9 protein-coding genes are annotated in these 13,548 nt (G+C 64.3%); 4 read left to right on the forward strand and 5 right to left on the reverse strand.

All coding sequences use genetic code 11. The annotated features are described in order from the left end of the window. Together DU475_RS19710 and DU475_RS19715 are read right to left on the reverse strand one after the other, a co-directional pair. Positions 1-1,240: argonaute/piwi family protein (locus tag DU475_RS19710; protein ID WP_164633081.1), on the reverse strand; the 1,240-nt coding region annotated here is incomplete at its 3' end. Next, positions 1,237-2,574 carry a DUF4365 domain-containing protein gene (locus DU475_RS19715; protein ID WP_164633082.1) on the reverse strand — a complete coding sequence of 446 codons (1,338 nt, stop codon included), beginning with the start codon at positions 2,572-2,574 and terminating at the stop codon, positions 1,237-1,239. The genes DU475_RS19710 and DU475_RS19715, both read right to left, overlap by 4 nt. Positions 2,575-3,030: 456 nt before the next feature. On the opposite strand from DU475_RS19715, the gene DU475_RS19720 reads away from it, so the two are divergent. The 4 genes from DU475_RS19720 (at position 3,031) to DU475_RS19735 (ending at position 9,674) form a co-directional block, all read left to right on the forward strand. Beyond that, positions 3,031-4,428, forward strand: coding sequence for a CoA transferase (locus DU475_RS19720; protein WP_164633083.1), 1,398 nt, complete (start codon positions 3,031-3,033; stop codon positions 4,426-4,428). 216 nt (positions 4,429-4,644) lie between these two features. Next, positions 4,645-5,883, forward strand: a complete 1,239-nt coding sequence (locus DU475_RS19725; protein WP_164633084.1) for an efflux RND transporter periplasmic adaptor subunit — start codon at positions 4,645-4,647, stop codon at positions 5,881-5,883. Positions 5,884-6,038: 155 nt separating this feature from the next. Further along, the gene (locus DU475_RS19730) at positions 6,039-9,161 is read left to right on the forward strand and encodes an efflux RND transporter permease subunit (RefSeq protein ID WP_164633085.1); all 3,123 of its coding nucleotides are present in this window, start codon (positions 6,039-6,041) and stop codon (positions 9,159-9,161) included. A gap of 240 nt (positions 9,162-9,401) precedes the next feature. Beyond that, on the forward strand, positions 9,402-9,674 hold the full coding sequence (locus DU475_RS19735) for a hypothetical protein (protein ID WP_234713294.1): 273 nt from the start codon (positions 9,402-9,404) through the stop codon (positions 9,672-9,674). Between the two features lie 280 nt (positions 9,675-9,954). On the opposite strand, the gene DU475_RS19740 is transcribed toward DU475_RS19735, so the two are convergent. The 3 genes from DU475_RS19740 to DU475_RS19750 form a co-directional block, all read right to left on the reverse strand. Then, positions 9,955-11,373 carry a TolC family outer membrane protein gene (locus DU475_RS19740; protein ID WP_013503392.1) on the reverse strand — a complete coding sequence of 473 codons (1,419 nt, stop codon included), beginning with the start codon at positions 11,371-11,373 and terminating at the stop codon, positions 9,955-9,957. A gap of 196 nt (positions 11,374-11,569) precedes the next feature. Beyond that, positions 11,570-12,349: an enoyl-CoA hydratase gene (locus DU475_RS19745; RefSeq protein ID WP_013503391.1), complete on the reverse strand. Its 780-nt coding sequence runs from the start codon at positions 12,347-12,349 to the stop codon at positions 11,570-11,572. Positions 12,350-12,434: 85 nt separating this feature from the next. After that, positions 12,435-13,118 (reverse strand): hypothetical protein, encoded by a 684-nt coding sequence (locus DU475_RS19750; protein WP_013503390.1) that lies wholly within the window; start codon positions 13,116-13,118, stop codon positions 12,435-12,437. Positions 13,119-13,548: the final 430 nt, after the last annotated feature.

Raw genomic sequence — 13,548 nt, forward strand, 5'->3', positions numbered from 1 at the left:
CCCGTAGGCCGGGATAGGTCCCGTAATACGGGACGCTGCCCCGCGTGTATAAGAGACCCTTGCCTCGTAGGTCGACAAATGTACCCCGCAACACGGGGTAATTCCCGTCGCGCAAAATGGCGATGGGTGAACTCTCTTGAACCCAGACGAGATCCGACAGCTCGATATCGAATCGCTTGAGTGCGGCATCGATCCCCTCTGCCTCTTCGGGTCGGAAACGGGACGTTTTCAAGACGACGATGCGCGCGGGAACGTGCTTGTGATGCGCCTTGTAGGCGGCGATCGATTGGGCAACCAATTCCTCCGCGTCCTTAGCCGTCAGATAGGGATGGCGTCCACGCGTCTCAGTTTGTGCCCGTGCGCCGCGCAGAATGAGGCCACGTCCCCGTTCGTCGAACATCTGCGCGGTGCTGGTCCACAATTGCTGACCATCCAGATCGCGATAGAAGCCGATGCCCAGAAAGTTGGTGCGGTAGTCCGACTGGTTTGGCAGCAAACGCCACGGCACCTTGCCCGCCTTATAGAACAGCGCGTTCAATAGATTCCACGCGCGCGTCGCCTTGACTTGCGTTTGACGGTTACTGGTCCGCTTGATCTTTCGTGGAATCTTCGCGGCATCGTCCCATGTATCTGGCCAGACGATCTGGGTCGGCACATCGAGATGAAGTGATTTTGCTTTAAGGAGATCACGGAAGTTTAGATCATCCTGCCGCGTGTCCTCTTCCTCAGCAACTTCGTCGGCCTCGTCTCCACTGGTGGCGTTTACCAGTTTCTCGATCAGCGGAATGGGCAAAGCGAGGACAATAATATCAGGCTTCGCGCTGCTTTCGATCAGTGCCGACATCTTCGATGTAATGAGGTCGACAGCTTGTCGGACGGCCACGTCATGGCGGCCAATCTGAATGATGTCCGCGATCTCGCGCCGCGAGAGGATTGATCTCGCATCTTCCGGTACTTCAAATTTGCATCGAAATGGGTTTTGGTTTCCAAGGCCTGGGAAGTCTGGATTGAGATTGATTAGCTGCGGGCTTTCGCTTTCGATCCCGCCTGAAGTCTCGTCGATAAATTCGCTGAAGCCCTCCGTGGTGTCTTCCGTGCCGACGACACCAACGCGTACGATATCCCCAGATCGGGGCTGCAATGGACCGAACTCCCGCAAGCCCTGACGCGGGTCCGGATGCTGACCGCCGTCGCCGAACTCCAGAAGCGGCTCCCTGAATATGCGGGTCTTGAACGTCATGAAATCCCCCCTTCTTCGAAGAGGTCGGCGGCCTGCATATCTTTGGCGCGCGGGTCAGTGCGGGTCCAGGACGATTCCGGCACCGCCTGCGACAATGTCAGGACCGGCAGATGTTCAAATTGCAGAACAGGAACATTGTTGATGGTATCGAACAGACCTTGCTCTTTTGATCCACTCTCAGCAAGCAGGTGCTGCCACATGATGATCTGACCGCGCACGGCAGCGTTGCGCTCCAGCCGTTTCTTTCCCGCAAGAAGCGCCTCAGGGTATCTATAAGGTTGGAAACCGTTTCGCGTGAAGTAGAACGTTGGATCGATGACGATGAACCATTCATTACCCAGCCGCTCGAACCGGAAGCTGGCAGCGTGGTGTCGCACATAACCCGGGGAGTCGGGCTTCTTCTTGTTCGGATAATAGCTGACTACTTTTGCTGAGGCGTCTTTGACGTTAGCTTCGTACCGGTAGCTTCGTGACTTGTTCTGCGCCATTGCGATGAAATGAAACAGGCGATCCTTTGGCAAGAACGCGAGTTCGGAGACGACCTGTCGCTCCAGCGTACGACGCAGCAGGTCAATCGTGTCATTTCTGTCGTCGAGATCATCATTCATTGCGAACAGTGCCGTATCGACCGCTTCGACCTGATCGATGTCGACGATGGATTTGGTGGGATAGTCGCGTGGATCGAAGAAAGACGCGAAGCGGCGGTTGCGTATGACCCAATCGTAACGAGGTGATCCATGCTTATGCAGCTCCGGGATGGCATCCCGCCTGCTGCCGAATGGCGAGCTTGAAAGGAAGATTTCATCGGGCAGACGGACCCGCATCATATTGATGATCGCGTCTTCGCCACGATTGAGCGGCGGCACGAAGACGCCGGGAGTGCGACGGTCGATGGTTAGGCTGCCAACGCGGTCTACACAGCTTGAATCGAAACGATCGGCTTCCTTGTCAAAACGCAATCGACGCTCTTCACCGCGCAGGGAATCGGTTACATCTTTCCAGTAAGCGCTGCCGTCCGATTGGCGCCACAAAACAATGATGACGGGTATGTTGGACTGGCGCCATAGCGCGAGATCATCCGGTTTCAGCAGGTATTCGAACTGCCGGTCTGTTTCGCGCAAATACTTGCCAGAGGCTGTCGACTTCACCTGAACCGCGAGAAGCTTGCCAAGGGGAGCACCGCTCTTGGGGTCGCGCAGCTCGATTAGCCCGTCGACGCCTGCTTCAAGGCGTCCTCGCTGCTCATAAATGAAGCCCGTCTCGAGGACGATCTTCTTTACGGCAGTTTCGCCCAGCTCCCCCAGGATCTGGCTATCGGTGACATGTTTGGACATGCGATCACCATAAGGATTCTCTCTGATTCCAATAGTAAAATGTTCACGTTATGTTTCAATATCCCCGTAACCCACAGAAAGCTCAGTGAGAGGCTCGAATAGTTCACCGGCCACGGCTTCAGAAAGGCATGGTGGCCGATATCACCATCCTCGATTCCAAGCCGGTCGGTTTCCATGGGCTGGATGAGTAGTCCTTTCACATGCACTGACGAACGGCGAGCGGATGGATAATGGCGGCCTGCCTGCCGAGAAATGCCCGCTCCTGCCCATTTGCAGACATGGTCGGTTTCCATGCTTCGCCGCCAAGCACCAAGATCTTCGCGCCCTTCTCGCCTTGATGGAAGTTCTATCATGAAGATGTCCCTCTCTATGCTATCCGAAGAGGGCGCGTGAGGCGTCTTGGTGTTGGGCAAATCGATCGGCTGGGTGACCAGCCGGAGGATTCGGCTGAGTCAAATGCAAACTCCCCGCGACCTGCTTGCTGATCTCTGGACCTCCGTCGGCGCCGACCCCGCCGCGCTGGAGCATGTCACGCTGACCGGCGACGAGCCGCAACTGCCGTCGTCGTTTCGCGTCGATGCGGCGGCGCAGGTGGCGATTGCGGCGAGCGGGCTGGCGGCGGCGGAGATCTGGGCGATGCGGAGCGGACAGGCGCAGGGCGTCGGCGTCGACATCCGCCACGCCGCGATCGAGTGCCGGTCCGAGCGTTACTTGCGTAAGAACGACGAGGCGCCGGCCTCGTTCTGGGATCCGATCGCCGGCGTGTATCAGGTGAAGGACGGCCGCCATGTCCGGCTGCACACCAACTTCCCGCATCACCGCGACGCCGTCTGCCAGGTGCTGGATTGCCCGCCGGAGCGGGAGGCGGTGCAGGCGGCGCTGCTGCAGTGGGACGGCGAGGCGTTCGAGACCGCGGCGTATGCGGCCGGCGGCGTGGTAGCGCTGATGCGATCCCGCGAGAAGTGGCAGGCGCTGCCGCAGGCCGCTGCGCTCGATGCGTTGCCGCTGGTGGAAATCAGCAGGATCGGTGAGGCGGCGCCGAAGCCGTGGCCCGCGGGCAATCGGCCGCTCGCCGGCCTGCGCGTGCTCGATCTGTCGCGGGTGATCGCCGGGCCGGTGGCCGGCCGCACGCTCGCGGCGCACGGCGCCGACGTCATGCTGGTCTCGAGCCCGAAGCTGCCGTCGATCCCGTGGCTGGTGATCGACACCGGCCGCGGCAAGCTGTCGAGCTTCGCCGATCTCACCACCCAGGAGGGCCATGCCGCCTTACGTGAACTGCTGAGCGAGGCCGACATCTTCAGCCAGGGCTATCGCCCGCGCGCGCTGGCGGCGCTCGGCTTCTCGCCGGAAGAAGCCGCCGCGATCAATCCGGGCGTCGTCTACGTCTCACTGTCCGCCTACGGACGGTTCGGCCCGTGGGCGGAGCGGCGCGGTTTCGACTCCCTGGTGCAATGCGCAACCGGCTTCAACCATGCCGAGGGGCAGGCGGCGGGCGTCACCGGCCCGAAGGAATTGCCGATGCAGATCCTCGATCACGCCACCGGCTATCTGATGGCGTTCGGCGCGATGATCGCCAAAGCACGCCAGGCGCGTGAGGGCGGCAGTTGGCACGTCCAGGTGTCGCTGGCGCGCACCGGCAAATGGCTGTGGGAGATGGGACGGTTGCCGCACGGTCTGGCCACGCCCGAGATCACTCCGGAGGCGGCGGCGCCGTATCTCGATCAGGTCGAGTCCGGCTTCGGGACACTGCGCGCGGTGCGCCACGCTGCGATCCTGAGCGCGACCCCGGCGGCCTGGAGTCGTCCGTCGGTGCCGCTCGGCACCGACGCGCCGGTCTGGCCGGCAAGCTGGTGAAGCGCTCCCAACGGGTCTGACGGTTAATGCGCCGTTCAGGCTACGTATCTTACGCCTGTCACCAGGGCCGCGTCCTGGACCGGCGGCTGACGCGCAGGTGTCACTATTCGGTGCTAAGCGCGGTTTTGCCGTTTTCACTTTGCGCCGGCCACGATTCGGGCATTATCAGCCGTCAGGGAGGCAACGCGGCGATCAAGCTGGAGCTGAGGCAGGGGCATGCGCGATAACTTCATTCGAAATCTGCGGCTTCGGCGCAGTTGGTGGATTGCTGCCGCTTGCCTCGTGGCAGGCGTTGCCGTGGGCGGTTACGAGCTTGCGCAGTTGGAGCGGGCCGGCGGCGGACACACCGATATTTCCAGCCAGTCGCGTCGCAGTGCGGATCGCTACACCCCGACCCCGGCCGAATGGGCCAGCCTGACGATCGAGCCGGTGCGCGACCGCAGCTTCCGCGCCGAACACGTCACTGAGGGCAAGATCGCGATCGACGAGGACCGTGCTACGCCGGTGTTCTCGCCCTATGCCGGGCGAGTGACCAAGCTGCTGGCGCGCCCCGGGGACCGGGTCACCAAGGGCCAGCCGCTGTTCACCATCGAAGCGCCGGATACGGTGCAGGCGCAGAACGATTTCATCTCGGCCTCGACCGCGCTCAACAAGGCGAAATCCCAGCTCGAACTGGCCCAGCTCCAGGACAAGCGCGCCCACGATTTGTTCGAGGGCAAGGCGGTGCCGCTTAAGGATTATCAGCAGGCCCAGGCGACGCTGATCGCCGCCCAGAACGATTTCCAATCGGCGACCACGGCGCTCGAAGCCGCGCGTAACCGGCTGCGGATTCTCGGCCTCAGCGAAGCTGCGATCTCGGCATTTCAGGACAAGGGCCAGATCAACCCGGAGACCACCATCGTGGCGCCGATCGCCGGCACCGTGGTGCAGCGCAAGGTCGGTCCGGGGCAGTACGTCAACGCCGGCGCCAGCGACCCGGTCTACATGATCGGCGATCTGTCGACGGTGTGGCTCACCGCTTTCGTCCGCGAGAGCGAAGCCGCCGATATCGACGAGGGCCTGGATGTCAGCTTCCAGGTGCTGGCGCTGCCCGGGCGGACCCTGACCGGCCGGATCGACTACGTCGCCGCGGCGATCGACCCGGCCACGCGCCGGCTCACGGTACGTGCCACCATCGACAATCCCGGCGGTCTCTTGAAGCCGGAAATGTTCGCCAACGTCACGATCTACTCGCCGTCCGATCATCCGGCCGTCGGCGTGCCGCGCCAGGCGCTGATCTACGAAGGCGACCAGGTGCGGGTGTGGGTCGCGCACGACGATCGCTCGATCGAGCTGCGCACCGTGAAGCCGGGCCTGTCGGCGGGTGACCTCGTCGAAGTCACCGGCAATCTGCGACCGGGCGAAAAGGTCGTCACCAAGGGCAGCCTGTTCATCGACCGCGCCGCCACCGGGTAACGCCTGTCTTCGCTACTCGCCGCGCGGCACCGCCGCCCGGCGATCCCGCCTTCTGGCCGCCGCCAGTCTCACGCGAGCGGCCGCCGCGGTGATGATCGACACCATCGCCCGCCCCGCGCTTTCCCGCCTCCGCCTGCCCTGAAAGGTCCGATCCCATGGGCCGACTCGTCGAATTCGCGGTCAATCGCCGTTTCCTGATGCTCGCCCTGTTCATGCTGGTGCTGACCGGCGGGGTGATCGCGTTTCAGCAGCTCAATATCGAGGCCTATCCCGATCCGACGCCGCCGATGGTCGACATCGTCACCCAAAGCCCCGGGATGTCGGCGGAGGAAATCGAGCGCTACATCACGATTCCGATCGAGACCCAGGTCGCCGGCATCAAGAACCTGAAGACGATCCGGACGATCTCGCTCTACGGCCTGTCCGACGTCAAATTGCAGTTCTCGTTCGACTACACCTACGAGCAGGCGTTGCAGCAGGTGCTCAACCGGCTGTCGCAACTGCCGCCATTGCCGGGCAACGCCCAGCCCGGCATCTCGCCGCTCAGCCCGATCGGCGAGATCTTCCGCTATCGGCTGGTCGGCCCGCCGGGCTACAGCGTGCTCGACCTGAAGACGTTGCAGGATTGGGTGCTGCAGCGCCGCTTCCGGGCGATCCCCGGCGTGATCGATGTCACCGGCTGGGGCGGCAAGACCAAGACCTACGAGGTTCAGGTCGATTTCAACAAGCTGATCGCCTATGGCCTGACGCTGCCTCAATTGCTGCAGGCGGTCTCCAATTCCAACATCAATGTCGGCGGCAACACCGTCGACATCGGTGCGCAATCGGCGGTGGTACGCGGCGTCGGTCTGATCCGCTCGATCGACGATCTCGCCGACACCATGGTTTCCTCCAACGCCGGCAATCCGGTTCTGGTCAAGGACGTCGCCAAGGTCAGCGTCGGCGAGAAGCCGCGGCTCGGCATCGCCGGCATCAACAATGAGGACGACATCGTCCAGGGTATCGTGTTGATGCGGCGCGGCGAACAGAGTTCGCCGACGCTTGCCCGGGTGGAGCAGGCGGTCGCCAAGATCAACGCATCGGGCGTGTTGCCGCCCGGCGTGCGGATCGAGCGGATCTACGACCGCAAGGATCTGATCGACACCACCACCCACACCGTGCTGCACAACATGGTGGTCGGCATCCTGCTGATCGTGCTGTTGCAATGGGTGTTCCTCGGCGACCTGCGCAGCGCGCTGATCGTCGGCGCGACGATTCCGTTCGCGCTGTTCTTCGCCGTGATCATCATGGTGCTGCGCGGGGAGTCCGCCAACCTGCTGTCGGTCGGCGCGATCGACTTCGGCCTGATCGTCGACGCCACCGTGATCATGGTCGAGGCGATCTTCAGACGACTGTCGCATACCACGATGCTGTCGCCCGAGGAGCGCAGCCAGATCTCCGCCGACACCATCATGGGGATTAAGAAGCATGCGATCCGCGCCGCGTCGGCTGACGTGTCGCGCTCGATCTTCTTCGCCGCGGCGATCATCATCGCGGCGTTCCTGCCGCTGTTCACGCTGTCCGGCGTCGAGGGCAACATCTTCGGTCCGATGGCGCGGACCTATGCTTACGCGCTGGCCGGCGGCCTGCTGGCGACCTTCACGGTGACGCCGGCGCTGAGCGCCATCATCCTGCCGCATCACGTCAAGGAGACCGAGACCTGGCTGATGCGAATGCTGCACAAGGTCTACAGGCCGTGGCTCGGCTGGGCGGTGAAAAACCGGCCGGCGGTGATGGCGGGGGCGGCCGCCTTGGTCCTCACCACGGTGATTGCCACTCGTTTCCTCGGCCTCGAATTCCTGCCCAAGCTCGAGGAAGGCAACCTCTGGATCCGCGCGACGCTGCCGCCGACGATCTCGCTGACGGAGGGCAACGGCTACGTCAACGACATGCGCAAGCTGATCGCCAGCTTCCCGGAAGTCGAGTCGGTGGTGTCGCAGCACGGCCGGCCCGACGACGGCACCGACGCCGCCGGCTTCTTCAACGCCGAATTCTTTGCGCCGCTCAAGCCGGCGTCGAAATGGCCGGGCAGTCACGACAAGGACGAACTCACCGCCCGGATGCTGAAGCAGCTCCAGGCGAAATTCCCCGGCGTCGAGTTCAACTTCTCGCAATATCTGCAGGACAACGTTTCCGAAGCGGTGTCCGGCGTGAAGGGCGAGAACTCGATCAAGCTGTACGGCAACGATCTGAAGTCGCTCACCGACACCGCCAACAAGATCAAGGCGGTGCTGTCGACTGTGCAGGGCGTGCAGGATCTGGCGGTGTTCACCTCGCTCGGCCAGCCGACCATCCAGATCGACGTCGATCGTGCCCGGGCGGCGCGCTACGGGCTGACGCCCGGTGACGTCAACGCCACCATCCGGGTTGCGATCGGCGGCGACAGCGCCGGCGATCTGTACGAGTCCGGCAGCGACCGGCACTTTCCGATCGTCGTCCGGCTGGCGCCGGAATATCGCAAGAGCGCCGAGGCGATCCACAATCTGCGGATCGGGGCGCAGGGGCCGAACGGCATCACCCAGATCCCGCTCAGCGAAGTCGCCGACATCCAGCTCGTCTCCGGTGCCGCTTACATTTATCGTGAGGACCAGGAGCGCTATCTGCCGATCAAATTCTCGGTTCGCGAACGCGACCTCGGCAGTGCGATCCGCGAGGCGCAGGACAAGGTCGCGGCCCAGGTGCAATTGCCGCCGGGCTCGCGGATGGAATGGGTCGGCGAATTCGGCAATCTGCAGGACGCCATCAAGCGGCTGTTGGTCGTGGTCCCGATCAGCCTGGCGCTGATCGGCGTGCTGCTGTTCTTCAACTTCGGCTCGCTGATCGACACGCTGCTGGCGATGAGCGTGATTCCGATGGCGATCTTCGGCGGCGTCATGGGGCTGCTGATCAGCGGCATTCCGTTCAGCGTCTCGGCGGCGATCGGCTTCATTGCGCTGTTCGGCATCGCGGTGATGGACGGGATCATCATCCTGTCGCAATACAATCAGCTCATTGATCAGGGGCTGGACCGGCTGCGTGCCGTGATTCGCACCGGAGAGCTACAGCTCCGGCCGGTGCTGATGACCTGTGTGATCGCGGGGGTCGGCCTGCTGCCGGCGGCGATGTCCAGCGGAATCGGATCCCAGGTCCAAAAGCCCCTGGCGATCGTCGTGGTCACCGGCATGTTGCTGGCGCCGGGGGTGATTCTCATCACGCTGCCGGTACTGATCTCGTACTTCTCCCGGCGCCGCGCCAACTAATCGTGCCGCGGATCGCTCGCGCACCCTCGTAGTCGCGCGAGTAGGAGTTGTCCGGGTGTGGCGAGATCGTGTTGAAAATACGCAATAACTGCGCTTCCGCCGTGTGACGGTACAGTGACGGGCGATCGCGTCGATACAGCGCGGCCGCAGCTTGACCTGAGTCAAGGAGGGCAGGCGAAGTCGTGGCAACATTCAACCATGGCTAAGCTCCTGGTTTACCGATGTCCCCAGAATGGTCTGATGACTCAGACCTGGATCGCCGACGAAGTGGTCGGCGGGGAGCGGTCGCCTTACGAGCAGGTGTTCTGCCTGGCGTGCTCGCAGCAGCATTTCATCAATCTCGCCACCGGCCGCGCGCTGGGTGACAGCGCCGCCGTGAGGACGGCAACCGGCAGCCCGGCGATTCCGCCGCGGGATGATCGGGGGGCGGCGCGGGCGCTGCAGCCCGAAGCTGCCGGTTTCGGCGCGCCCGACCTGGGCGCCTTCCACGGCGATCAGTTCAAGACGTATTGAAACGCCTGCCGGCCGTTGCTCTTCGATGGCGTCGCCAGCCGGGCTGCGGTTTTTGCGATCAGCCCTCTCTGACCACGCAGGGCCGAGATGCATGGCCGGGATTCATCGCGGGCCACCCACGTCCGGCTCGCAAGGTCTGCCTTGCGACATGGATGCCCCGGCCCACGGCTGGCCATCGCGACAATGACTTTGTGCGAATGGTTTGGTCGAGTCCTCCGGGAGGGCTCTGCGTGCGTCGCGCGCAACCCGCGGATGCGGATGGCTGCGGATCAGAACCGGCTTACTGGCCGGACGGCGTGCGCAGCCCGTGCCAGGCGTCGCGGACCTGATGATAGTGCACATCGGGCAGATAGTCCGGCGTGTTCAGGCCGAGGGTCTGAACGTCGAGCCGGCCGATCGCGCTGAGCAGAGTGTAGGAGGCGACCACACGATCGCGCTGGGCGCCGATCAGCCGCGCCCGCGCCTGGATGACATCCTGCTGCGAGTTGAGCACGTCGACGGTGGTGCGCTGGCCGCCCTGGGCTTCGCGGCCCACCCCCTGCAGCGCGATCTCGGCGGCCCGAACTTCGGATTCCGCAGCGCTGACGGCGATCTTGGCGCCCTCGTTCGATACCCAGGCGCCGATCGCCGCGGTACGGGTCTGATTGCGCACAAGATCGAGCACCGACCGGCTTTGCGCCGCAAGTTCCTTGGATTGCCGGGTCTGCGAGGCGGCAGTGCCGCCGTCGTAGATCGGCGCGTTGATCTGGCCGATCACCGAAGCCTGGTCGGTTCCGAGCGTGCCGACCGTCGAATCCGCCTGACGGCTGCGGCTGGCGTTGCCCTGCAGGGTCACGGTCGGCAGCAGCGAGCCTTCAGCGACCTTGATGGTGGTGGTGGCGACGTCGACATCGTAGCTCGCGGCCAGCACCGCCGGATTGCCTTTGGCCGCCAGAGCGATCGCGTCCTCACGGCTCCGCGGCAGCAGCCGGTCGATCGGGGACGCCGGGCTGAGCTTGCCGGGAAGGTTACCGATCACTGCCGCATAGGTGGCCTGGCTGATGGCGAGATTGACCTCCGCGGCATTGAGATCGGCGCGGCCGCGGTTGAGCCGGGCTTCGGCCTGGGCGGTGTCGGTCGGAGTGACGTCGCCGGCGTTCAGCCGCTTGTTGGTGATGTCGAGGGTCTGGCTGAGAAAATCGACGTTGGCTTTCTGCGCCGCCACCAGCGCCTGATTGGCGAGCACGTTGGTGTAAGCGGTGACCGCGTCGAGCAGCACGCCCTGGCCGACATTGCGCAGCGCTTCGCGACCGGATTTCACCTGCAGTTCGGCGACGCGCACGCTGTTGGCAGTGCGGAAACCGTTGAACAGCGTCTGCGTCACGGTGACGCCGATCGTCCACGGCTTCAGCGTGTCGCTCTGGAACGTATTGGTGGGTAGCAGATTGCGGACCTGCTGCAGACCGGCGCCGAGCGACGCCATAAGCTGCGGCCGGTAGCCGGCGAGAGCCTGCGGGACGTTCTCGTCAGTGGCGCGCTGGCGGGCCCGCTCGGCGATCAGTTGCGGGTTGGATTGGTACGCCTTCACCAGCGCATCGGATAGTCCTTCAGCCGATACCGGTCCAGCCGCCGTGACGCCGATCGCGGCGGCGACCCCCAGGGTCCACGCCGATCGATGTGCATGATGCACGCTGCCAAACAGTCTCGTCCACCAAACCATGCGGTCCCGCACTCTCCTGGACATCCGCCCCCGACGCCTGCGCGTTTGTAGAACGCAGTGCAGCGCGAGGCAATCAGCGGGCGGGGAAGGCGGCGGTTGGCCGCCGAGGTGTTGTGATGAGGCAACGCTGCGACGATCGGGCGCGCGGTGTCGTGCGCGCTTTTCGTCGCAGCAGTCGCGATCCGTCAGCCTGCTGTCAGCGGTTCTGATTGTTCGGCTTGCGCTTCTCGATGAACGCCGCCATGCCCTCGGCGCGGTCTTCCAGCGCGAAGGTCGAGCGGAACAGGTCGCGCTCGATGGCGAGGCCTTCGGCCAGCGTGGTTTCCAGCGCACGGTTCACCGCGCTCTTGGCCATCGCCGCAGTCGGGCGCGACATCGTGGCGATCTTCTCGGCCGCGCCGACCGCCTCTTCCATCAGCTTGTCGGCCGGCACGATGCGGCTGACGAGGCCGGAGCGCTCGGCTTCCTGCGCGTCCATCATCCGCCCGGTCAGGCACAGATCCATCGCTTTGTACTTGCCGATCGCGCGGGTCAGACGCTGGGTGCCGCCGATGCCCGGAATGGTGCCGAGGGTGATTTCGGGCTGGCCGAACTTCGCAGTGTCGGCGGCGATAATGATGTCGCACATCATCGCCAGTTCGCAGCCGCCGCCGAGCGCGTAGCCGGCGACCGCCGCGACGGTCGGCTTGCGGCAGCGCGCCAGCCGGTCGCCGCCGATCGAGGTGAAGTCCTCGTTGAACATGTCGATGAAGCCCTTCGGCTGCATCTCCTTGATGTCGGCGCCGGCGGCGAACGCCTTCTCGCTGCCGGTGATCAGGATGCATCCGATCGCATCGTCGGCTTCGAGGTCTTCGACCGCCGCGCCGATCTCGCGGAACACGCCGAACGACAGCGCATTCAGCATCTTCGGGCGGTTGAGCTTGATGATGCCGACCGCGTTCTGACGCTCGACGATGATGAATTCGAATGTGCTCATGATGCATGTCCCCGGAAGGCCGACCGCGGCCGCGGGCAATCTGCCCGCTGCCGTTCGCTGCTTCAAGGGGTGGGCGAGGGCGTCGTCAGGCCATGAACATCCGCGCCGCCGAGGCGAGCGTCAAAAGGCCGCCGGCGGCGATGAAGATCTTGCCGATCAGCGACGCCTTGTCCCACGCATCTTCGTCGTGCGCGGTAGCTTTGGCCTGCGTCTCGGCTTGCTGCTGCGGGGTGGCTGCGGCCTCGGCGGCTGTGGGCTGCTGCGGCTGCATCTGGGCCTGAAGCTGCGGCGCATCGGTTGCGGCGCGGTCGAGGTCGTTGACCTGATCGGCTGCGATCACTGCGGGCTCGGCCGGTGGCGCCGCAGGGGCAACAGCAGGATTATCCGCTGCGGTTGACGGGGGCTGTGCGGGCTGGGCTTGCGCGGCCTCGGCGGGCGAAGCCTCGGCGTTGGCGTTCGCGATCGAGGCTGGCAGAGCGCCGCTGGCATCGGCGAGCGGCTTGGGCTCGGTCCGTGACACGTCGGCGGTCCGGCTATCCTCGACCGGCGATTTGACCACCGGCTTTGCGGCGGACTGCTTGGCCTTGGCGGGTTTTGCCGTGCGTTTGGCGGCCTTCTTCTTCGGCGCCGGTTTGGCGGCGTTTTCGCTGTCGCTGGCGGCAGCCTGCGGCGCCGCCAGACTCGGTGTCGCGGGTGCAAGGCACCACAGTCCCACCGTCAATCCCGCCGCAATGACCAGAGCCGAGCGCCCGCTGGCTTTGATGTCCATGACATTCTCCCCATTTGCCAGCCCTGCGACCAGAAAGCGCGGCGCGGTGGCGTCAGAGCGGCCAAACCATGAGCAAACGTTGCCGATCCGCGGCAACATCTTGGCGGCGGTTCGAGGAGGTGGTTCCATCGCGAACGGTGGTATGAGGTTCGCTCAAGGCCGTGGTTACCTTCCGCTCTGGTCACGACAGCGTGATTGTCGGGAGGGCGTAACGAAAGCCGACCGGGGCCGAACTGCTTGGCGGGAGCGTGCGTGCGCGGACGTGACGACGAATGGACCGCGCTCATGCGGTCGGCCAATGCCGGAGACAGCATCGCTTATCGGCGGCTGCTCGAAAGTGTCACGCCGGTGCTGCGCGCAGGCGCCCGGCGCGGGCTGGCCCGTGCCGGGCCTGACTCTTATACACATCTCCGAGCCCACGAGACGCTCA

It is taken from the genome of Rhodopseudomonas sp. WA056 (genome assembly GCF_010906995.1).
Taxonomy (GTDB): Bacteria; Pseudomonadota; Alphaproteobacteria; order Rhizobiales; family Xanthobacteraceae; genus Rhodopseudomonas; species Rhodopseudomonas palustris_G.

Bases quoted from the DNA above. Each gene is read 5' to 3' on its own strand.
- DU475_RS19750 (WP_013503390.1), bottom strand. From the start codon at position 13,118: ATGGACATCAAAGCCAGCGGGCGCTCGGCTCTGGTCATTGCGGCGGGA.
- DU475_RS19735 (WP_234713294.1), top strand. From the start codon at position 9,402: ATGACTCAGACCTGGATCGCCGACGAAGTGGTCGGCGGGGAGCGGTCG.
- DU475_RS19715 (WP_164633082.1), bottom strand. From the start codon at position 2,574: ATGTCCAAACATGTCACCGATAGCCAGATCCTGGGGGAGCTGGGCGAA.
- DU475_RS19725 (WP_164633084.1), top strand. From the start codon at position 4,645: ATGCGCGATAACTTCATTCGAAATCTGCGGCTTCGGCGCAGTTGGTGG.
- DU475_RS19745 (WP_013503391.1), bottom strand. From the start codon at position 12,349: ATGAGCACATTCGAATTCATCATCGTCGAGCGTCAGAACGCGGTCGGC.
- DU475_RS19720 (WP_164633083.1), top strand. From the start codon at position 3,031: ATGCAAACTCCCCGCGACCTGCTTGCTGATCTCTGGACCTCCGTCGGC.
- DU475_RS19730 (WP_164633085.1), top strand. From the start codon at position 6,039: ATGGGCCGACTCGTCGAATTCGCGGTCAATCGCCGTTTCCTGATGCTC.
- DU475_RS19740 (WP_013503392.1), bottom strand. From the start codon at position 11,373: ATGGTTTGGTGGACGAGACTGTTTGGCAGCGTGCATCATGCACATCGA.